Source organism: Corynebacterium sp. 045007, assembly GCF_040743205.1.
Taxonomy (GTDB): Bacteria; Actinomycetota; Actinomycetes; order Mycobacteriales; family Mycobacteriaceae; genus Corynebacterium; species Corynebacterium jeikeium_D.
On sequence record NZ_JBFLKW010000008.1, the window covers coordinates 1 to 20,408 of the forward strand.

General features: G+C 58.7%; 17 protein-coding genes. 12 read left to right on the forward strand and 5 right to left on the reverse strand.

Features of this window, described 5'->3' with window-relative positions; translation table 11 throughout:
• Positions 1-154: 154 nt before the first annotated feature.
• Positions 155-1,177: a pirin family protein gene (locus AB1Z34_RS05545; protein WP_367158027.1), complete on the reverse strand. Its 1,023-nt coding sequence runs from the start codon at positions 1,175-1,177 to the stop codon at positions 155-157.
• Between the two features lie 117 nt (positions 1,178-1,294).
• Here AB1Z34_RS05545 and AB1Z34_RS05550 point away from each other — a divergent pair, with 117 nt between their 5' ends.
• Positions 1,295-1,699 (forward strand): hypothetical protein, encoded by a 405-nt coding sequence (locus tag AB1Z34_RS05550; protein ID WP_016422442.1) that lies wholly within the window; start codon positions 1,295-1,297, stop codon positions 1,697-1,699.
• A gap of 16 nt (positions 1,700-1,715) precedes the next feature.
• On the opposite strand, the gene AB1Z34_RS05555 is transcribed toward AB1Z34_RS05550, so the two are convergent.
• Genes AB1Z34_RS05555 through AB1Z34_RS05565 form a run of 3 tightly spaced genes read right to left on the reverse strand, consistent with a single transcriptional unit; the run spans position 1,716 to position 4,770 of the window.
• On the reverse strand, positions 1,716-2,432 hold the full coding sequence (locus tag AB1Z34_RS05555) for an LUD domain-containing protein (protein ID WP_016422443.1): 717 nt from the start codon (positions 2,430-2,432) through the stop codon (positions 1,716-1,718).
• A 2-nt stretch (positions 2,433-2,434) separates the two neighbouring features.
• Positions 2,435-3,982 carry a LutB/LldF family L-lactate oxidation iron-sulfur protein gene (locus tag AB1Z34_RS05560; protein ID WP_049172036.1) on the reverse strand — a complete coding sequence of 516 codons (1,548 nt, stop codon included), beginning with the start codon at positions 3,980-3,982 and terminating at the stop codon, positions 2,435-2,437.
• Positions 3,982-4,770, reverse strand: coding sequence for a (Fe-S)-binding protein (locus AB1Z34_RS05565; RefSeq protein ID WP_042388597.1), 789 nt, complete (start codon positions 4,768-4,770; stop codon positions 3,982-3,984). Before AB1Z34_RS05565 ends, AB1Z34_RS05560 begins: the two co-directional genes overlap by 1 nt.
• A gap of 213 nt (positions 4,771-4,983) precedes the next feature.
• Between AB1Z34_RS05565 and argS the strand changes: the two genes are divergently transcribed.
• The 4 genes from argS (at position 4,984) to thrB (ending at position 10,379) form a co-directional block, all read left to right on the forward strand.
• Positions 4,984-6,636: an arginine--tRNA ligase gene (gene argS, locus AB1Z34_RS05570; protein ID WP_016422446.1), complete on the forward strand. Its 1,653-nt coding sequence runs from the start codon at positions 4,984-4,986 to the stop codon at positions 6,634-6,636.
• A 66-nt stretch (positions 6,637-6,702) separates the two neighbouring features.
• The gene (lysA, locus tag AB1Z34_RS05575; RefSeq protein ID WP_016422447.1) at positions 6,703-8,121 is read left to right on the forward strand and encodes a diaminopimelate decarboxylase; all 1,419 of its coding nucleotides are present in this window, start codon (positions 6,703-6,705) and stop codon (positions 8,119-8,121) included.
• On the forward strand, positions 8,118-9,452 hold the full coding sequence (locus tag AB1Z34_RS05580; RefSeq protein WP_016422448.1) for a homoserine dehydrogenase: 1,335 nt from the start codon (positions 8,118-8,120) through the stop codon (positions 9,450-9,452). The genes lysA and AB1Z34_RS05580 overlap by 4 nt, the downstream gene beginning before the upstream one ends.
• Positions 9,453-10,379, forward strand: a complete 927-nt coding sequence (thrB, locus tag AB1Z34_RS05585) for a homoserine kinase (protein WP_005509404.1) — start codon at positions 9,453-9,455, stop codon at positions 10,377-10,379.
• Between the two features lie 45 nt (positions 10,380-10,424).
• Here thrB and AB1Z34_RS05590 read toward each other — a convergent pair whose 3' ends face one another.
• Entirely contained in the window at positions 10,425-12,143 is a 1,719-nt protein-coding gene (locus AB1Z34_RS05590) for a long-chain fatty-acid--CoA ligase (RefSeq protein ID WP_367158028.1), read from the reverse strand.
• A gap of 514 nt (positions 12,144-12,657) precedes the next feature.
• Between AB1Z34_RS05590 and rho the strand changes: the two genes are divergently transcribed.
• The 7 genes from rho to atpB all read left to right on the forward strand — a co-directional run bounded on the left by rho (position 12,658) and on the right by atpB (position 20,321).
• Positions 12,658-14,610, forward strand: coding sequence for a transcription termination factor Rho (rho, locus tag AB1Z34_RS05595; RefSeq protein ID WP_049172046.1), 1,953 nt, complete (start codon positions 12,658-12,660; stop codon positions 14,608-14,610).
• Between the two features lie 66 nt (positions 14,611-14,676).
• Entirely contained in the window at positions 14,677-15,750 is a 1,074-nt protein-coding gene (gene prfA, locus AB1Z34_RS05600; RefSeq protein ID WP_016422451.1) for a peptide chain release factor 1, read from the forward strand.
• A complete protein-coding gene (gene prmC / locus AB1Z34_RS05605) occupies positions 15,737-16,681 on the forward strand; it encodes a peptide chain release factor N(5)-glutamine methyltransferase (RefSeq protein WP_367158029.1) in 945 nt (314 codons plus the stop codon). Before prfA ends, prmC begins: the two co-directional genes overlap by 14 nt.
• Positions 16,682-16,718: 37 nt before the next feature.
• Positions 16,719-17,375, forward strand: coding sequence for an L-threonylcarbamoyladenylate synthase (locus AB1Z34_RS05610; RefSeq protein ID WP_005509411.1), 657 nt, complete (start codon positions 16,719-16,721; stop codon positions 17,373-17,375).
• Positions 17,376-17,457: 82 nt separating this feature from the next.
• A complete protein-coding gene (locus AB1Z34_RS05615; RefSeq protein WP_255456324.1) occupies positions 17,458-18,690 on the forward strand; it encodes a glycosyltransferase family 4 protein in 1,233 nt (410 codons plus the stop codon).
• Positions 18,687-19,136 (forward strand): hypothetical protein, encoded by a 450-nt coding sequence (locus tag AB1Z34_RS05620; RefSeq protein WP_005509564.1) that lies wholly within the window; start codon positions 18,687-18,689, stop codon positions 19,134-19,136. The genes AB1Z34_RS05615 and AB1Z34_RS05620 overlap by 4 nt, the downstream gene beginning before the upstream one ends.
• Before the next feature lie 390 nt (positions 19,137-19,526).
• Positions 19,527-20,321 carry a F0F1 ATP synthase subunit A gene (gene atpB, locus AB1Z34_RS05625; RefSeq protein ID WP_016422455.1) on the forward strand — a complete coding sequence of 265 codons (795 nt, stop codon included), beginning with the start codon at positions 19,527-19,529 and terminating at the stop codon, positions 20,319-20,321.
• Positions 20,322-20,408 lie beyond the last annotated feature (87 nt).

Consider the following 20,408-nt stretch of genomic DNA (forward strand, 5'->3'; position numbering starts at 1 on the left):
CAATGGGTTTGATGGCACTGTATTTCGTTCGGCGGGTTTGCTTCACTACTTCTCCTGGTCGAAAGTGGTGATGCATTCACCGCCTGAACCTACCGACCTGAAAGTGTCATAAACTCACACAGTTTCACATGAGCAGCCCGTCGGGGGATCCCGGTTAATTGACCGGGCGACGAACCGTACCGTCCGGATAGCGGGCAAAGCGCCCCTCTTCAAAGGGTGCAACCGGATCGTTGGAATCAAACCGCCATGCGCCGAACTCGCCACGCTGGTAGGCATCGAATGCTTCAACGAGCTCTTCGCGGCTATTCGCGACAAACGGGCCATGCTGATACACGGGAGCGCCAATTGGTCGGCCTTGGAGGATGAGCGCGAAGGACCCCTCGTCACCTGCAGAAATGTCCAGTGCCTCGGTTGAGCGTAGCACTGCGCCCTCTTGCACCAGCGTTTCGCCCTCGATAGTGAGGCTGCCGCGTAGAGAGTAGAGAGTCCGAATTGTCTCGGCATGTTTGGTTGGTGGCAACGTTAGCTGTGCGCCCGGCTGCAGGCGCAGCACCCACACGGCTACATCGGAATCCGGGTTGGAGGCCCAGGATTCTGGCGGTGGAGCAAGCGGCTGAGTATCGCCGAATGCGCCCGCGATGACCTTTATGTCGTAGCCGTGGCCATTGTCATCAGTGCCGGTGACATGCGGAGTGTCTTCTGCCCAGAACATCTGGAAGTGTGGCTTTGCCCGCTTGCCCTCTGGCGGCAGGTTCAGCCAAATCTGAAACATGTGGTGGGGATTCGGGCCGTCGTCATGCAAAAGCGGAAACATCTCTGCGTGTGCTGTACCCGCGCCGGTGGTCAGCCACTGAGTGTCGCCTTCGCCGTAGCGGGCTTGTGCACCTTCGGCATCGGTGTGGTCGACGAAGCCCTCCTCCACGATGGAGATGGTTTCAAATCCACGGTGTGGGTGGGAGGGGAAGCCGGGGACGGTTGTGCCGTGGTACATGGACCAGCCGTCCTTGCCGGAAAAGTCCATGCCGATATTGTGGCCGAGCAGCGAGGCATCTGGTGTCATGGTTGTGCCCTTGGCCTGCGGGTATAGGTCGTAATGGTGGACCGCGAACAGGAAGGGATCCATGCCGGGAAGCTGTGGGTTGTCGGCTACTGAGAACTTTTGAATGATTGCGCTCATGGAAGGCTCCTTTAGCTAGGTTGTTTCATTTTCCATAACGCATTGTTGTCATGTCAATATTCCGAGGTTTGGTTGAAACCGCTGTGGAGCTTCGATTTGAGGTTTAGCCTGGAATCTATGACGGAAACCGAAGTTGCGCTGAAAAGACCCAAAAGCCCTAGTGCAGTATGGGGACAAGCAGTTATCTATGCTGCCATTTTCGGGTTCTTAATCGGAGTCATTGCATGGGCGGGATTGACAACTAAGTGGATTTTTCCCGGTGTGTTGCTACTAATCGCGGTTCAGTTCGTTTTTGATTACCGCAATAGGGAAGGGGTCTTTGACCCGGACTGGGAGGACAATGCCTTCAAATGGGATAAAAGGGCGCGACAAGGTTGGGCTGCAGTCCTTGCGCTGGTTATTGTGCTGGTAGTTGCATCAAATGTGCCGCGGCACCATGTTGGCGCTACCGCTGCGGTGACAATCGTGGCGGTAGCGGTGATGCTATTCGTGTCAGTCAAAAGGTACTGGCCAGGGCGATAACAGGGAGTATTCGCCCCTACCCAGCAATAATCACAATCAAGGTGCGCGGGCCGTGGACACCTTCGACGCGGGAAAGCTCGATATCCGAGGTCGCAGAAGGCCCGGAAATCATAGTGATTGGAGCCGTGGGGTCAACCTCTCGCAGGCGGGAAATGGCCTCCGGAATGCCAGAGACAATCGTTTCTGCTGGGACGACACAAATATGCTTATCCGGCACCAAGGTCAGGGCTCGGCGCCCGGAGGTAGCGGAGCCGTCCAGGAAAATGGTGCCGGTCTCCGCGCAGGTAACCGCAGAGCTGGTGACAATGGCATCGAGTTCGTCCAGTTCGCGGGCGTTGAAACCGGTATCGACGCGGATTTCGGTCGCCCCTTCAGCAGTCTCGCCAGAGCCAAGCCCCGCAACCCAGTCGCGGTCCAAGCCCTCGGGGATACCAATCAGCGAGGCCCCAACATCCGCAATAGCCTTCTTCACTGCGTCATTGATTTCAGTTGCCGAGCTGCCACAACGGCGCACATCGGCTTTGTAATCGGCGATGCGTTCGTCGGCAAGCGAAACGATGTCCTTGTGGGGCAGCTCCGAGCTTCGTTCATAGTCGCGTGGAACGGAGAAGTGCGCGCCGGGCTCGCCGGTGATAATGCCCACGTCAGAGGCTAAATCGCGGCCCTCAAAGGCAATCTTCTGCGCGTTGCGGATGCGGCCGAGAATGTCGTTTTTGGCGCCAGAGTTGGTCATCGCTAGGACTCCTTTTCGCTTTGGCCATTGATCTTGGTCGGTACCTGATGCGCCGATTCACGCGCCAACTGAGCGGAGAGATCCTCCGAACCCCACACGGAGCGGAAGGGCTTCTGCGGCGGCACCGGCGTGTCACGCACATCGGACCACCCGCTAAGGAAGAGCGGCAGGGCGTGAATCTCGCCGTCCTTCAAACCGAGTACGCGGGCGAGGGAGGCCATCTTTGCGCTCATATTCCAGAGCTTCTGATTGCCCATGATGAACCCGAGCGTGGCAAACAGCTTGCCCTCCACCGGCGGGCGGTGCTCCGTGACCTTACGGTGGCGCAGCTCCAGCAGTGCCGCAGGGATGTCAATTCGCACCGGGCAGACCTCAAAGCAAGCCCCGCACAGCGAAGACGCATAGGGCAGCGAAGCATTCGGATCATCGTAGGAATCCATGCCAGTGAGCTGCGGGGACAAAATCGCACCAATCGGACCCGGGTAGACCGAACCGTAAGCGTGACCGCCCACGTGCTCATAAACAGGGCAGATATTCAGGCATGCCGAGCAGCGAATGCACTTCAGCGCTTCACGCCCAATCGGATCTGCAAGAGTGGCCGAGCGCCCATTGTCCAGCAACACAATGTGGAAATTCTTCGGGCCGTCGCCGTCGGTCGTTCCCGTCCACAGAGAGGTGTAGGGATTCATACGCTCGCCTGTCGACGACCGTGGCAGTAGCTGCAAGAAGACTTCCAGATCCTGGAAGGTGGGAAGCAGCTTCTCAATACCCATCACCGAAATCAGTGTTTCCGGCAGTGTGAGGCACATACGGCCGTTGCCCTCAGATTCGACGACGGCTACCGTGCCGGTTTCGGCTACACCGAAGTTCGCGCCGGAAATCGCAACCTTGGCCTCCATAAACTGCTCGCGCAGGAACTTGCGGGATGCCTCGGCGAGATCGGCCGGATTGGCTTTCAGGTCCGGGTCGACTCCGGGGATTCCATTGAGGAAGATCTCGCGGATATCTTCGCGATTGCGGTGGATAGCAGGAACCAGGATGTGGCTCGGCATGTCGTCGGCAAGCTGAACGATGAGTTCCGCCAGGTCGGTTTCGCGGGCGGTGATGCCGGCGTCGGCAAGCGCTTCGTTCAAGCCGATTTCCTGTGTGGCCATCGACTTAATCTTGACGACCTTTTCTTCGCCGGTCTCTTTCACCAAGTCCGTGATGATGCGGTTTGCCTCGGCGGCATCGCGCGCCCAGTGGACGTGACCGCCGGCGTTCGTAACTGACTCTTCAAACTGCTCCAGCAGTTCCGGCAGACGCGCCATAACATCGCGCTTGATGTGGCTGCCCGCGAGCCGCAGCTGCTCCCAGTCATTCTTCTCGGCTACGACATGCGCGCGCTTCTGACGAATCGAACGCGTGGCATGACCGACATTTTCGCGCATGCGAGTGTTCTTGAGCTCCTCGTGCGCTGCGGCCGTGAACCCGCGCGTACCGCGCAGATGCCCGACGTTGTGCGGCGCGCGGGGAGGAAGGGCTGGCATGCCGACGTTAATTGCGACCATTACTGTTCACCTCGCAGGGAAGCCTCTTGGCGGTTGTGCACATCAAACGGGGTCTCCTTGGTGGAGGCCAGAATCTCGGCCATATGGATGGCGTGCACGCCAGAGTCCTGGCGACGCAACGCGCCACCGATATTGAGCAAGCAGGAAGCATCGCCAGCGGTGACGAACTCCGCTTCCGTAGCGCGGATATTGGCTGTCTTGTCGGCAACCATTGCAGCGGAGGTCTCCGCATTCTTCACCGAGAAGGTGCCGCCAAAACCGCAGCACTCCGCCGCGCCAGGCAGCTCGCGCAGATCGATTCCATCGACTGCGCTGAGCAGCCGCCACGGACGGTCACCCACCTTGAGTACCCGCAAGCTGTGGCAGGTGGAGTGGTAGGTCACTGAGTGGGGGAAGTAAGCACCGACGTCAGTCACACCAGCGACATCGGTGATGAACTCGGAGAGATCCAGCGTCTTGTTCGCGCAGGCCTGTGCCGCGTGGACTTGGGCACGGGTACCGTAACGGCCCGCAATCATCGGATGCTGGTGGCGAACGGCGCCGGCGCAGGAACCGGACGGGGCGACAACGTAATCAATCGAGGAATCTGCAAAAGCATCAGCGTAGGTGTCCAGCTGAGGAAGGACTTCCTTCTGGTACCCGGTGTTGACGTGCATTTGGCCGCAGCAGGTTTGTTGTGGTGGAAAGACCACATCGCATCCTAGGCGCGTGAGAACTCTGGCGGTCGCACTCACTGCATCTGGAAACATCATGTCCCCGATGCAGGTCGCGAAAAGTGCTACTTTCACGGTCGCTCCAAAAAGGGTTGAGGGGTAAGGCAATAATTTCCTACCTGAATGCTACGCCTAGCCCCGGATTAAATCTGTTCTCAACCTGAATTCGGCTGGACCGTGAAAGCGGTGTAGGACAGCCGGACGCGGTGGCCTGCAGATACCCCTCAAATCAATCTTTTGGTGGCTGATGTTTCCACGACTGCGATTGACCTAATAGGATAGGCAATCGTGAATCCTGCTGATCTTGCTGTACTAGTCCGAAAAGTCACCGTCGAGGTTTTGACTGCCCACGATGCCGATGTCTCTATCGTGCCGGAAAACCCGACCGTCGAGCGTCCGCGTAACCCTGAGCACGGCGACTATGCAACCAATATCGCCATGCAGCTGGGCAAGCGCGTCGGCATGGTGCCGCGTGACTTGGCAACTGAAATTGCCACAGCGCTCGGCGCTTCTGAGGGCATCGATGAAGCAACCATCGCAGGCCCGGGCTTTATTAACATCCGCCTGGCCTCCGATGCCCAGGGCAAGATCGTCGAGGACGTCCTGGCAGCGGGGGAGAAGTGGGGTCATGCCGACTTCAACTCCAACCTCGACGTGAACCTGGAGTTTGTCTCCGCAAATCCGACCGGGCCAATCCACCTGGGTGGTACTCGCTGGGCAGCAGTCGGTGACGCTCTCGGTCGTGTCCTGTCCGCCACCGGTGCCAAAGTCACCCGTGAGTACTACTTCAATGACCACGGTCGCCAGATTGACCGCTTCTCCGACTCCCTGGTTGCAGCCGCTCGCAACCAGCCGACTCCGGAAGATGGCTACGGCGGAGAGTACATCCAAGACATCGCCGCTGCCGTGCTGGAGAAGAACCCGCAGGCACTCGAGGGCTCTGAGGAAGAGGTCCAGGAGCACTTCCGCGCCATCGGCGTGGACATGATGTTCGAGCACATCAAGAAGTCTCTGCACGAGTTCGGCACCGACTTCGACGTTTACTTCCACGAAAACTCGCTGTTCGAGTCCGGTCAGGTGGAAGCAGCTGTCAATTCCCTGAAGGAAAACGGCAAGCTCTACGAAGCTGACGGCGCGTGGTGGCTGAAGTCCACCGATTACGGTGACGACAAGGACCGCGTGGTCATCAAGTCCGACGGCGACGCAGCCTACATCGCAGGTGACATCGCATACGTTAAGAACAAGTTCGACCGCGGCCACAACCTGTGCATCTACATGCTGGGTGCCGATCACCACGGCTACATCGCGCGTCTGCGCGCCGCCGCTGCCGCGCTCGGCTACAACGCCGACGGCGTCGAGGTGCTCATCGGTCAGATGGTCAACTTGCTTCGCGACGGCAAGGCTGTCCGGATGTCCAAGCGTGCGGGCACAGTGGTCACCTTGGACGACCTGGTTGAGGCCATTGGTGTCGATGCTGCTCGCTACTCGCTAATCCGTTCCTCCGTCGACTCCAGCCTGGATATCGACCTGGGGCTGTGGGCTTCGCAGTCCAGCGACAACCCGGTCTACTACGTCCAGTACGGCCACGCTCGTCTGTGCTCAATCGGTCGCCGTGCCGAAGAGACCGGTGTGACCAGCGAAGGCGCTGACTTCTCCCTGCTGGTAGAGGACCGCGAAGGTGAGCTCATCCGCACTATCGGTGAGTTCCCGGCCATCATCAAGTCTGCTGCTGACCTGCGGGAACCACACCGCATTGCCCGTTACGCTGAGCAGCTCGCCGGTGTCTTCCACCGCTTCTACGACACCTGCCAGATTCTGCCAAAGGCCGACGAAGAGGTCTCCGAGCTGCACCGTGCTCGTCTCGGCCTGGCTGAGGCTACCCGCCAGACGCTGGCCAATGCTCTGCAGCTGCTCGGTGTTACCGCACCTGAGCGCATGTAGTCGAACGCGCCCGTAAAACTACACCCCCGTTGCTCCGTCCGGGTAACGGAGAAAGAGAGCTGTTTCGTGCCTATCGACGGCAATGGTTTCGAACTGGGTGGTTACACCCGACCCGATTCCACCCAATTTAATGAACTACCAGCGCATGTCTGGCCAACTACCGCCCGTCGTCGGGACGCTGACGAAGAGAATCCCGGCTCGGTGGAGATTGGCGGCGTGAGCCTGGTCGACATTGCCAAGGAATTTGGCACGCCGGTTTTTGTCGTCGATGAGCAGGACTTCCGCTCCCGCTGCCGCTCGATGGCCAAGGCTTTCCGCGGCGCGGAGAATGTCCACTACGCATCCAAGGCTTTCCTGTCGAAGACCATTGCCCGCTGGGTAATGGAGGAGGGGCTGCATCTCGATGTCGCCTCGGGCAACGAGATGGCTATCGCTCTGGCTGCGGGCTTCCCAGCCAAGGACATGACCTTCCACGGCAATAACAAGTCCACCGCTGAGCTGCGTGATGCTATCTCCGCTGGCGTGGGAAAGATTGTGCTTGACTCCCGTTCGGAGCTGCGTCGCCTGTCCCAGGTGGCGGCTGAAGCAGGCGTGGTGCAGGATGTGCTCGTCCGCGTGAAGCCCGGTGTGGAAGCGCACACCCACGAGTTCATCGCTACCGCGCATGAGGATCAGAAGTTTGGCTTTTCCCTCGCGTCCGGTTCGGCGCTGGAAGCTGCCAACCTCGTAGAAGAGGACGACAATCTGCGCCTGATTGGTCTCCACTGCCACATCGGCTCTCAGATTGTCGATTCCGACGGTTTCATTCTCGCCGCCGAGCGCGTGTTCTCACTGGTGGAAAAGCTGGTCGAACGCCACGGCACTGAAATCTCGGAACACTTCAACACTCTTGACCTCGGTGGCGGTTTCGGGATCGCCTACACCGCAGGCGAGCAGCCCCTCGACGTTGCTCCGCTTGCCGACGAGATCCTCACTGCCGTAGACAAGCTTGCGCAGCGTATCGGCATTGCGACTCCGGCAGTGGCTGTTGAACCAGGTCGTGCCATCGTTGGCCCGTCCATGGTCACGGTGTACGAAGTGGGCACTTTGAAGGATGTGACCATCGATGATGGCATGACCCGTCGTTACGTATCGGTCGATGGCGGCATGAGCGACAATATTCGTCCGGCGCTTTACGGCTCGAACTATGATGGTCGCGTCGTTAATCGCGAGGTGTCCGGTTCCAGGATTCCCACCCGCGTCGTCGGAAAGCACTGTGAATCGGGAGACATTCTGATTAACGATGCGAACTACCCGAACGACATTGTCGAGGGTGATCTGTTCGCGCTCGCTGCTACTGGGGCATACTGTTACGCAATGGCCAGCCGCTACAACATGCTGACGCGACCACCAGTAGTGTCGGTATGCGATGGTCAAGTGACCCAAATATTAAGACGAGAAACCGTACAAGACTTACTAAGCCTGGAGTGTGAAACGCCACGATGACTGCCGCAACGAATAATCCTGGAAAGGGCGAGGGCCACAAAGTTGGTGTCGCTATTTTAGGTCTTGGCACAGTCGGTACTGAGGTTTACCGCCTGCTCAACGAGAAGGCTGAGGACTTCGAGCGCCGCATCGGCGGCCCGGTCGAGGTCGTTGGTATTGCTGTGAGCGACAAGACCAAGCCGCGTCCGAATGTGGATCAGGATCTTCTTACCGATGATGCTTTTTCGCTGGTTCAGCGCGATGACGTTGACCTGGTAGTCGAGGTCATCGGCGGCATTGATTACCCACGTCGCGTTGTGCTGGAGGCACTGCGTGCCGGCAAGTCGGTCGTGACCGCCAACAAGGCACTCGTCGCCGCGCACGGCGAGGAGCTCTCTGAGGCTGCTGATTCCTCGGGTGTCGACCTGTTCTTTGAGGCAGCTGTGGCGGCAGCTATCCCGGTCGTCGGTCCGCTCCGTCGTTCGCTGGCCGGTGACACTGTCAATAAGGTCATGGGCATTGTCAACGGCACTACCAACTTCATCCTTGATGCGATGGACTCCACCGGTGCGGACTACGACGAGATGCTGGCAGAGGCCACCCGCCTGGGTTACGCCGAGGCCGACCCGACTGCAGACGTCGAGGGCCACGATGCCGCTTCCAAGGCAGCTATTCTGGCCAGCCTGGCATTCCACACCCGCGTGACTGCTGATGACGTTCACTGCGAGGGCATTACCGAGATCACCGCTGACGACATCGCAGCTGCCAAGAGCGCAGACTGCACCATTAAGCTGCTGGCTACCTGTGAGCGGGTTACGGACGAAAATGGCAAGGAGTCCATTTCCGCCCGCGTGTACCCAGCGCTGATTCCACGTCGTCACCCGCTGGCAACTGTGCGTGAGTCCTTCAACGCTGTCTTCATTGAGGCCGAGGCCGCTGGTCGCCTGATGTTCTACGGCAACGGCGCTGGTGGTAATCCGACCGCCTCCGCAGTGCTCGGTGACCTCGTTGCAGCTGCTCGCAACATTGTCCACGGTGGTCGCGCACCGGGAGATTCCACCTACGCTAACCTGCCGATTCTCGACTTCGGTGACGTTCGCACCCGCTACCACATCGACCTGCACGTCGACGATCGTGTCGGAGTGCTTGCCGATGTCGCTCGTACCTTCTCTGATCACAACATCTCCCTGCGCACCGTCCGCCAGGAAGAGGGCGCCAACGGCGCTCGCCTGGTCATCGTGACCCACAAGGCACTGGAGAAGGATTTGGAAGCAACGGTTGACGAATTGCGCGCCAACGACGCGGTTTTGGCCGTCAACAACGTCATTCGTATCGAAGGAATGGATATCTAAATGGCACAGGAGCTTTTCCCGGGTCAGAAGGTCACCGTCACTGTTGCAGGTTCGTCAGCGAACTTGGGCCCGGGCTTCGACACCCTGGGGTTGGCAGTTGCGCTCTACGACATCGTCGAGGTCGAGGTCATCGAGTCCGGTGTCGTCGTTGAAATTCACGGCGAGGGCGAAGTTGACCTGCCGCGCAACGAATCTAATCTGGTTGTGCGCGCGATTCGCGCGGGCCTTCGCGCTGCAGGAGTCGAGGCACCGGGGCTGAAGGTTATTTGCCACAACACCATTCCGCAGTCGCGCGGTCTGGGCTCTTCCGCAGCCGCCGCTGTTGCTGGTGTCGCTGCCGCTAACGGTCTGGCGGGCTTCCCGCTTACCGACGACCAGGTAATCCAGGAATCCTCGGTCTTCGAGGGCCACCCGGATAATGCCGGCGCATCCGTTCTCGGCGGGGCAGTGGTCAGCTGGACCGACAAGCCTGTCGATGGTCGCACCGCACCTCAGTACCGAGCAGTGAGCATTCCGGTGCATGAGTCCATTCAGGCTACCGCACTCGTACCGGCATTCCACGCCTCCACGAATGCAGTCCGTCAGGTGCTGCCGAGCGATGTTTCGCATGTCGACGCTCGTTTCAATGTCTCCCGTACTGCGGTTATGACCGCAGCGCTGCAGTCCCACCCGGAACTGCTGTGGGAGGGAACGCGAGATCGCCTGCACCAGCCGTACCGCTCCGACGTGCTGCCGGTGACCGCAGAGTGGGTCAACCGCCTGCGCAACCGTGGCTACGCAGCATTTCTCTCGGGTGCTGGCCCGACCTGTATGGTTCTGGGAACTACTGCAGTGGATGAGAAGATCTTGGACGATGCCCGCGAGGCTGGCATCAAGGTCATGGAGCTGGGAATCGGCGAGCCGGTTAAGGTCGTGGTCGACGGCTAAGCCGCCGCTGCGGCCAGGTGCCGAGCCAGTGGCTTAGCCTGCCACCTACTTTTCGCCCGGCCCCTTCAGTTTCACGATGCTGTACTGACCTGCGCTCAAGTGCGAGCGCAGGTCTTTCTTGTCGAACTTGCCCACTGAGGTCTTATCGATTGAGTCCACGAAGGCCCAGTACTCCGGCAACATCCACTTTGGTAGCTTTGGCCGCAGCTCATCGCGGAGCATTTCAGCGGTCTCCTTGCTTGGTTCAACTTCCGGCATCAGCACCGTAATGGCCAGTGGGCGCTCACCCCACTTTTTATCTGGCATGCCGATAATCGCGCACTCGAGTACCTGTGGGCTTTCCATTACGAAGTTCTCCAGCTGAGCAGAGTAGATCCACTCGCCACCGGAACGAATGACATCGCGAGCACGGTCATGAATAGTCAGATAGCCGTCGTGAGTAATCGAGCCGACATCGCCAGTGCGGAGCCACCCGTCCTCGGTGAACTGTTCGCTAGCCTCGTCGACCTCCGCACCGCGGAAGAAGTGCGCGGTGCCTCCATCTTGAGCCTCCGGAGAACTGTAGTAGCCTCCGGTGACCGTGTTGCCGCGCACCTGCAGCTCACCCTGGTTGCGGTCATGCAGGTCGAGCACGCGGTCGTTGTCATCAACAATGCGGAACTGCATGATGTCCGGGAAACGCCCTTGGCTGACACGGTAGCGTTCGCGGGCCTCACCGGAGGCGCCGTACGGAGGACGTGCCACGGTACCGATAGGCGAAGTCTCGGTCATGCCCCAGAAGTGGATGACGTCGACACCGTAGCGCTCTTCCCAGAGCCGAATCAGTGCAGGCGGGACAGGGGAACCGCCCGAGAAAATCTCCTGCAGACTCATGCGCTTCGGAGGATTGCTGAGGTAGTGCGCCATGAGGTTAATCCACAGCGTCGGCACACCCTGAGCTACGCGTGGCATTGAGGATTCGATGATTTCTGCCAGACGTGGCGCGGAGAGGTCCGCGCCGGGGAAAATCAGCGATGCCCCGCACATGAAGGAGGCCAGCGGCACGCCCCAGGACAGGACGTGATAAATGGGCACACAGCACAGCCACGGGTTTCCGTGCGAAATTGAAAAGGAGTCAGTGGTGCGCATATTCAGGCTGTGCAAGTACAGCGAGCGGTGGCTGTAGACGACACCTTTAGGTGCGCCCTCGGTGCCCGTCGAATAGCACATGGCTGCACCGGAGTTTTCGTCGAGCTCAGGCCAGTCGAAGCGGCTAGGGCGTCCGTCGATGAGTGATTCGTAGGAGTACCACGGGATGCCATCTGGCAGGTGCTCGGCCACGTCGGACAGATCTCCGATACCGATAATGATGACAGCGCGGACGCACGGGCAGTGCGGAAGAACTTCGGCGAGCAGTTCAATCTCGGTCTGGTCCGCGATAATGACCTGGTCATCGGCGTGATTGATAATGTGCACAATCTGATCCGGCATGAGCTGCTTGTTCAGCGGCTGGAATACTGCGCCCATAGAGGCAACGCCGAGGAAGACCTCGAAGTGTTCTGCGCAGTTGTACATCAGGGTAGCGATGCGTTGGTCGCCGTCGATACCGAGCTCATCTCGAAGTGCATGTGCCAGCGCACTTGCGCGCGCGGCGATGGCGGCAAAAGTGGTGGTCTCGGGTCCGTCACTGTTCCAGGAGGTCACCGGAGTCCGACCGTGAATGGTGCGACCGTATTCCACAATCTGAGCGATATTGAGAGGAATATGAGGCATCGTACTGCGCATAAGCTCTACAGTACCGACTCGCAGCCGCGCGACCTAGCGAAACGCAGGTGAGAACTAGTGTTGCTACCTGACTATTTGGTGACTATCCTTGGGCAATAGGTCGTTTTCAATACGCGGTTAGATACGTACTACTTCATGTACTCCGCATGCCGTTGACCTTCGCTGTTGCTCACACAACGCGATGGCGCAACGTGACATTGAAAACACATAAATCAGTAGTGCGACTACATAGTCTTGCGGTGCTGTGGACCTAAAATTTCCTAACTATCTTCGACCTGGACGCTCGGGTTTGAGATGCGGAAATAATGTAGGCAAGATGCCTCGGTTTAGTTTCAACGTCGAGGCCTTTTGCCTGGCTTTTTCGATAATTTCCCGCCAGCTGCGGATATTTTTCCGCCCGTGGTAAAGGTTCGACGACGGAGCACACGCGGTGGCGGGCAGTAAGAACGAAAAAGTGTCAATGACATAGCCCCTGTAGAGAGTGACTGCAGGGAAGGTCGATGAAAGGACATCCGTGACCGATACGGACACCACTGCCACGGCAGGCGGCCCAGAGAATCTTGCGGCCCTCCGAATGGCAGAACTGCGTGAAATCGCTTCCAGCAAGGGCATTCGCGGCATCTCCGCCATGCGCAAGCATGAGCTGATTGAGGCCATTAAGAATGGTGCCCCGGCTGCTGGTTCCGCTCCAGCTCGGAAATCTCGCGCGAAGAAGGCTGCGGCTGGGGCTGCGGATACCGGCTCCAAGGCGAAGGATGCCAAGGAATCGCCGTCGGAAAGCGCGGATAAGGGTTCCAGTAAGAGCGCCGACAAGAGCGACAAGGGCAACGACAAGCGAGACGACGCCAACGCGGATGGTCGCGAGGAGATGTCCCGTTCTCAGCAGCGTCGAAATCGTCGTAACCGTGCTCGTCAGCGCGAGCAGGAGAATCAGGACGATCGCAGCAACGATAGCCGCGACGATTCCGATAACGGCAACGACCGCGGTGATCGCAACGACAATCGCAACGATCGTAATGATCGTAATGACCGCGGTGATCGCAACGACCGTAATAACCGCAACGATCGCAACAACCACGATCGAGACAACGACGATGAAGGCCGCGGCAACCGCAACAACCGCCGCGGTCGCAACAACAATCGCAATAACGACCGCAATAACCATGACGATGACGGTCGTGGCAACCGTAACCGCCGCAACCGTCGCAATCGCCGCGACCGTCGCGGACGCGATAACAACGGTGGGGGACACGGCGGTCAGGACGAGATCCGCGAGGATGACGTTCTCCAGCCGGTGGCTGGCATCGTCGATGTGCTAGATAACAAGACCGCATTCGTGCGCACGTCCGGATACCTGCCGGGCTCTAACGATGTGCTGGTGTCCGCGCAAATGGTTCGTAAATACGGTCTGCGCAAGGGCGACGCCGTCACTGGTCAGGTCCGCATGCCGCGTGAGAATGGCTCGGGCCAGGTCACTCATGGCAACGGCCGTAATCGCCGCAAGTACAACCCGCTGGTCAAGGTCGAAACTGTAAACGGCATCGATCCGGAGCAGGCAAAGCAGCGGCCGAACTTCGCTAAGCTCACCCCGCTGTACCCGAACCGTCGCCTGCGTCTGGAGACCGAGCAGAAGATCCTCACCACTCGCGTCATCGACCTGATTATGCCGATTGGTAAGGGTCAGCGTGCGCTCATCGTTTCGCCGCCGAAGGCCGGTAAGACCACGATCCTGCAGAACATCGCGAACGCTATCGCGACGAACAACCCCGAGTGCTACATGATGGTCGTGCTTGTCGACGAGCGCCCGGAGGAAGTCACCGACATGCAGCGCAGTGTCCGTGGCGAGGTTATTGCTTCTACCTTCGACCGCCCGCCGTCAGATCACACGGCAGTGGCCGAGTTGGCTATTGAGCGTGCAAAGCGTCTGGTGGAACAGGGGCAGGACGTCGTCGTACTGCTGGACTCCATTACCCGCCTTGGCCGTGCGTACAACAACTCTTCGCCGGCATCGGGACGAATCCTCTCCGGTGGTGTGGACTCCAACGCTCTGTACCCACCGAAGCGCTTCTTGGGTGCTGCCCGAAACATCGAGGAAGGCGGCAGCCTCACCATCATCGCCACCGCGATGGTGGAGACCGGCTCCGCAGGCGATACCGTCATCTTCGAGGAGTTCAAGGGCACCGGTAACGCCGAGCTGAAGCTCGACCGTAAAATCTCCGAGCGCCGCGTGTTCCCGGCAGTGGATGTCAACCCGTCGGGTACTCGTAAGGATGAGCTGCTGCTCAGCACGGAGGAGGCTCGCATTATGCACAAGCTGCGCCGCATCCTCTCCGCGCTGGAGTCGCAGGCTGCTATTGACCTGTTGATTAAGCAGCTGAAGAAGACCCGGAACAATAAGGAATTCCTGATGCAGGTGGCTTCTTCTGCACCAATGGCCGCCGACGTTGATGTGGACGACATGCTTTAGCTGGGGTTAGCCGCAAACCACAGCACCAACCAGCATTTCACCCATCACAATCTGAAGGAATATTCAATGGCTAATCAGGTTTCCGCAGTTGACGACATCCTCTCCGAATACCACGGGCTCGAGGCGCAGCTGGCAGACCCCGAGCTGCACAACGACCCGAAGGCTGCCCGTAAGGTCGGCAAGCGCTTCAATGAGTTGCAGCCGGTCATTCAGACTCACAAGAAGCTGACTGAGGTCCAGGATGACCTGGAAGCAGCTCGCGAGATGGCATACGAGGACTCCGAATTCGCAGCTGAGGCTGAGCGTCTCGCTGTCGAGGCAGAGGAGCTCGAGGAAAAGCTCGCCGACCTGCTGGCTCCGCGCGATCCGCACGACAGCGATGACATCGTTATGGAGCTCAAGTCCGGTGCCGGCGGTGAGGAAGCAGCGCTCTTCGCAGGTGAGCTCGCTCGCATGTACCAGCGCTATGCAGAAAAGCACGGCTTTACCACCGAGATTCTCGGGCTGTCCGAGTCTGATCTCGGCGGCGTGAAGGACATGACTATGTCCATCCGAGCTAAGACTCCGTCCCGTGACGGTGCGTGGAGCGTGTTCAAGTTTGAAGGTGGCGTTCACCGCGTGCAGCGCGTGCCGGTTACCGAATCTCAGGGCCGTATTCAGACGTCCGCCGCTGGTGTGCTGGTCTACCCGGAGCCCGACGAGGTCGAAGACATCCAGATTGATGAAAAGGATCTGCGTGTCGACGTCTACCGCTCCTCCGGTAAGGGCGGTCAGGGTGTTAACACGACTGACTCCGCCGTTCGCCTGACGCACCTGCCGACTGGTCTCGTTGTTACCTGTCAGAAGGAACGCTCGCAGATTCAGAACAAGGCCCGCGCTATGCAGGTCCTTGCTGCTCGACTGCAGCAGATGAAGGAAGAGGAGATCGCCGAGGCCGCCTCTGACCAGCGTAAGTCTCAGGTGCGCAACATGGATCGCTCCGAGCGCATCCGCACTTACAACTTCCCGGAGAACCGCGTTTCCGATCACCGCATCGGTTACAAGGCTCACAACCTGGACTCGGTGCTGGGCGGCGACATGGATGACCTGCTCAAGGCCCTCCACGACGCGGAGCGCGCTGAGCGTCTTGAAGCCGAGTAGCCCCACGCCCGCAGAAAATAGCTCGCCGACGTTACCGGATTCCGTCCGTACCCTCGGCGAGCTGTTTCGCTATGCGCGTCGCACGCTTGACGACGCGGCGCTGGTTTCTCCGGATGCCGACGCGCGGGCGCTAATTGCAGCTGCTATCAATGCGGGACCGGCAGACATCATCTTCCGCGGAGACGAACCGTACACCGATGAGGACGGTCGCAAGTATCTGGCCGAGGTACTGGCCCGCAGAGTGGCGCGTGAGCCACTGCAGCACATCCTCGGTACGGCGCCGATGATGAGCCTGGAACTACAGGTTGGGCCCGGTGTTTTTGTACCCCGTCCGGAGACGGAACTGCTTGCGCAGTGGGCAATCGATCGAGCCCGTGAACTGGTCGCAAGTGGCGTCGTCAAGCCGAAAATCGTTGACTTGTGTACTGGATCTGGTGCGTTGGCGTTGGCGATCGCCGATGCCGTACCCGAAGCGGACGTGGTGGCTGTGGAGCTCTCTGAGCGGGCACGGGCGTGGGCTGCGAAGAATATCGAGACGTACGGCGATGGGCGTGTGCGTCTGATTGCTGGCGATGTCACGGATGTTCAGCTGATTGATGATGGCGCTGAGCTCGCAGAATGGGTAGGCGAGACCGACATTGTTGTGTCCAACCCTCCATATGTGCCCGAAGACACCGAAGTTGACCCCGAAGTGAGAGCTGATCCGCACTCTGCGGTCTTCGGCGGCGACGATGGGCTAGATGTCATTCGACCTATGATGAACCTAGTGGATGCGCTGGTGCGGCCGGGTGGAGTCATCGGCATCGAGCACGATGACTCTTCAGGAGACGATGTCAGTTCACTGCTAAAGGACACCTGGGATTACGCTGATGTAGAGGTCCACCGTGACTTTGCGGGCCGTGACCGTTTTACGGTGGGACGCAAAAATTGATCTTAAAAGCAAACTTTGAAGCAGGAGCACAAATCTGATGAGCAGGATTATGGACTGCAGCACAGATGAAAACCGCGAACGCGCAATTGCAGCAGCAGTAGATGCAGTGAAGGCAGGACGGCTGGTCGTTATGCCTACCGATACCGTCTACGGCCTTGGCTGCGATGCCTTTGATAACCAGGCCGTTGCCTCCTTGCTGCGTGCCAAGCACCGCGGCCCGGATATGCCGGTACCGGTGCTCGTGGGTTCCTGGAACACGATTGAGGGGCTCGTCCGCGAATACTCGCCAGCTGCTCGCACGCTGGTGGAGGCTTTCTGGCCGGGCGGACTGTCGCTGGTTGTGAACCAGGCGCCGAGCTTGCCATGGAACCTTGGTGATACCGCGGGTACGGTCATGCTGCGCATGCCGCTGCACCCAATTGCTATCGAGATTCTGCGCCGCACCGGTCCGATGGCCGTGTCCAGTGCGAACATCTCCGGCCAGGCACCGGCCACCAATGCCGTGCGTGCCAAGCAGATGTTGGGTGGGGAAGCGGCTGTCTACGTCGACGGCGGCGAAGCCACGATTGGCACCCCATCGACGATTGTCGATATCTCGACTCCAGTGCCGCGGATTCTGCGCGAAGGCGCTGTGTCAGCAGCGGCGGTTGCTGAGGTTTTGAGTACGACGCCCGAGCGACTGCTGGGGCAGTAGTCTTGGCTACCTAAGGTTTTTCCTGTTTAATATCTGCAGCGATTGTGTGGGTGAGTAGTACCTAGTGGCGGACATGAGCTTTTTGGCAGCCCAGTCGGGTGGGGCAGGTGTGCCCATCCGCGAGCTCGCCATGCTCGTTTTAGTTTCCGCTGCTGTCAGTTATTTGCTCACTGGAGTAGTGCGTTTTGTGCTGGTTCGCTCGGGCTGGTTGGATGCGCCCCGCACGCGCGATGTCCACGATATTCCGAAGCCCAGGCTCGGAGGCGTGGCGATGTACTCTGGGGTGGTCGCAGCTATCGCCCTTGCCTCGGTTATGCCGGCCCTCAACCGTGGTTTTCCACCTATGACTCCAGATATGAGGGCAGTTGTGGCGGCCGCGTCGCTCTTGCTAATCGTCGGTATTTGGGATGACCTCTTTGACTTAGATGCCCTTACGAAGTTGGTGGGGCAGGTCGCGGCGGCACTTTTGATGTCATTTATGGGCGTCAATTGGTATCTGCTCTATATCCCTTTCAGTGGCGGCGCCACTCTCATTCTCGATCCAATCATGTCCACAGTCTTGACTGTCCTATTTACTGTGGCATTGATTAACGCCTTCAATTTTGTTGACGGAATTGATGGTCTCGCAGCTGGACTCGGCATGATTGCCGCAGCTGCAATCCTTGTCTATTCGATGGTCCTGCTTCACGACCAAGGCGGAACCGTGTCTGCCTATCCACCCGCGATGATCTCCGCGTGCCTCCTCGGCGCTTGCCTGGGCTTCTTGCCGCACAACTTCGAGCCCGCACGCATTTTCATGGGCGATTCCGGTGCCATGATGATCGGCTTGCTGCTCGCAGCGGCATCGGTGTCGGCGTCGGGACGCATCGCGCCCTCCATGTACGGCACCGCTGACGTCATCGCTCTAATCTCGCCGGTTGTGGTCGTCATCGCAGCAATTAGCGTGCCAATGCTCGACTTGTTGCTTGCTGTTGTTCGCCGCGTCAGTCAGGGCAAGTCACCCTTCTCGCCCGACAAAATGCATATTCACCACCGCCTCCTGTCGATGGGACACAGTCATCGCCGCGTGGTGCTAGTGCTTTACCTATGGGTGTCGGTCGTCGCGTACGCCGCCGTTGCCACCACCATTTTCCCCTTTGAATTCGTCGCTCTCACCTTCGGGGTCCTGCTTATCATCGCGGTTGTCTTCACCCTCCGTCGTCGCAATGCGCTTGCCGACGACCGTTCAAGGGGAGCGCGTCCCAGAAGTGGAAGTGGGGTCCGGCAGGTTATAAGACGTCGACGTGGACGCAGAAGGTACAATCTTCGACCGTGACTGAAAAAACAACTCCGGAGCCCGAGTCTAAATACGATGATTCGCGGCGACCGCTGCTGGCTGCTGCTCGCTCGGGCGCAATCGCGCTCGCTGTGATTACCGTGCTTTCGCTGCTGGTCTGGGGTGGCAAAAACGGTATGCCCGGTGTCTGGGGCGTACTCCTTGGAGCGGGCATTAGCGGAAGCTTCGTATTGCTTACCGTTCTAGGCATCCTCTTTACTGCTCGAACTTCGCCGTCCGTTACGCTTGCCGTTGTACTGGGTGGTTGGTTGTTGAAGATTGTCGTACTAATCGGTGTCCTGGTTGTTATTAGAAATCTTGAGTTTTATGACAACATGACTTTCTTCGTCACTGTTGTACTCACTCTGATGGTGACACTCGGTGCAGAAGTGTGGGGAATGTCGCAATCTAACCTCACTTATGTGCAACCAATGAAGGACGAATAGCTCGTTAATAACTTGTTGACCTGCTGAGAGGCTGCAATACGCTTCTAAAACCGCAGGTAATAAGCATATTGTCCAGTTTGTGCAGAAGATGCCACAAATAGAGGCCGAAACCCACAGAGGGGGTCGGCCTCTTTGTTGGATTCGGGGTCGGAAACGCGGGGGTGTACCGGGTGGGGAAAATGAGTCAGAACTGTTATCCTGAGTTTCGGGTAAGACGGCCTGTAGCGAAATAACTATCATTTCCACAGGTACGGTCCCCGTGAGCGCCGTGCTGATGAGCGAATGGAATCCGCGGCGCGACACGTTAAATGACGTCCTTCGCACCGCTTGACAATAGTTCTAGCGGCCCAATCACGGGAGAGAACGCTGAGCGTTACAACACTTGCCGAGATGCGGGGTGAGTTTCACTCACCCAACTTGCAGGAGGAGTATTTCCCGGGTGAACAATTTGGCGACTTCATTCTAGGTGGCAGTGGCGACTGGTACGCCATGGACCGCCTGATGATTGTTCGTCTTTTGATGGCCGTGATCGTCGCCGTGTTCTTCGTCGTCGCAATGCGTCGTCCGAAGCTCGTGCCGACTGGTCTGCAGAACGTTGCGGAGTTGATGCTGGACTTCGTCCGCATCCACATCGCGGAGGAGATTCTGGGTAAGAAGGAGGGGCGTCGTTTCCTTCCGGTTCTGGCCACCATCTTCTTCCTTGTTATCTCGATGAATATTGCGGCTATTATTCCTGGCCTCAATATTTCGCCGAACGCCCGAATCGGTATGCCACTGGTTCTGGCCCTGTTCGCATACGTTGCCTTCATTTACGCGGGCTCGAAGAAGATGGGCTTCTTCAAGTTTGTGAAGTCGGCAGTCGTTATTCCGAACTTGCCACCGGTACTCCACCTCATCGTGGTGCCGATCGAGATTTTCTCCAACTTCGTTCTCCGCCCAGTTACGCTGACCATCCGTCTGATGGCCAACATGCTGGCGGGCCACATGGTTCTAGTCCTGCTTTTCGGTGCCACGAACTTCTTCTTCTGGCAGCTGAATGGTTGGACCGCCCTGTCCGGGTTGACCCTTGTCGCTGCGGTAGCATTCACGCTGTTCGAGATGCTGGTGATTTTCCTGCAGGCATACATCTTTGCCCTGCTGAGCGCCGTCTACATCGAACTGTCGCTGCACGCAGACGAGCACTAACCCATAACTAATGAGGCCGCAACTTCGGCAACAAGGCCTCGCAAATTTAATAGCAAGACCCACTTGACCCACAAAAGCCCCGGGCCT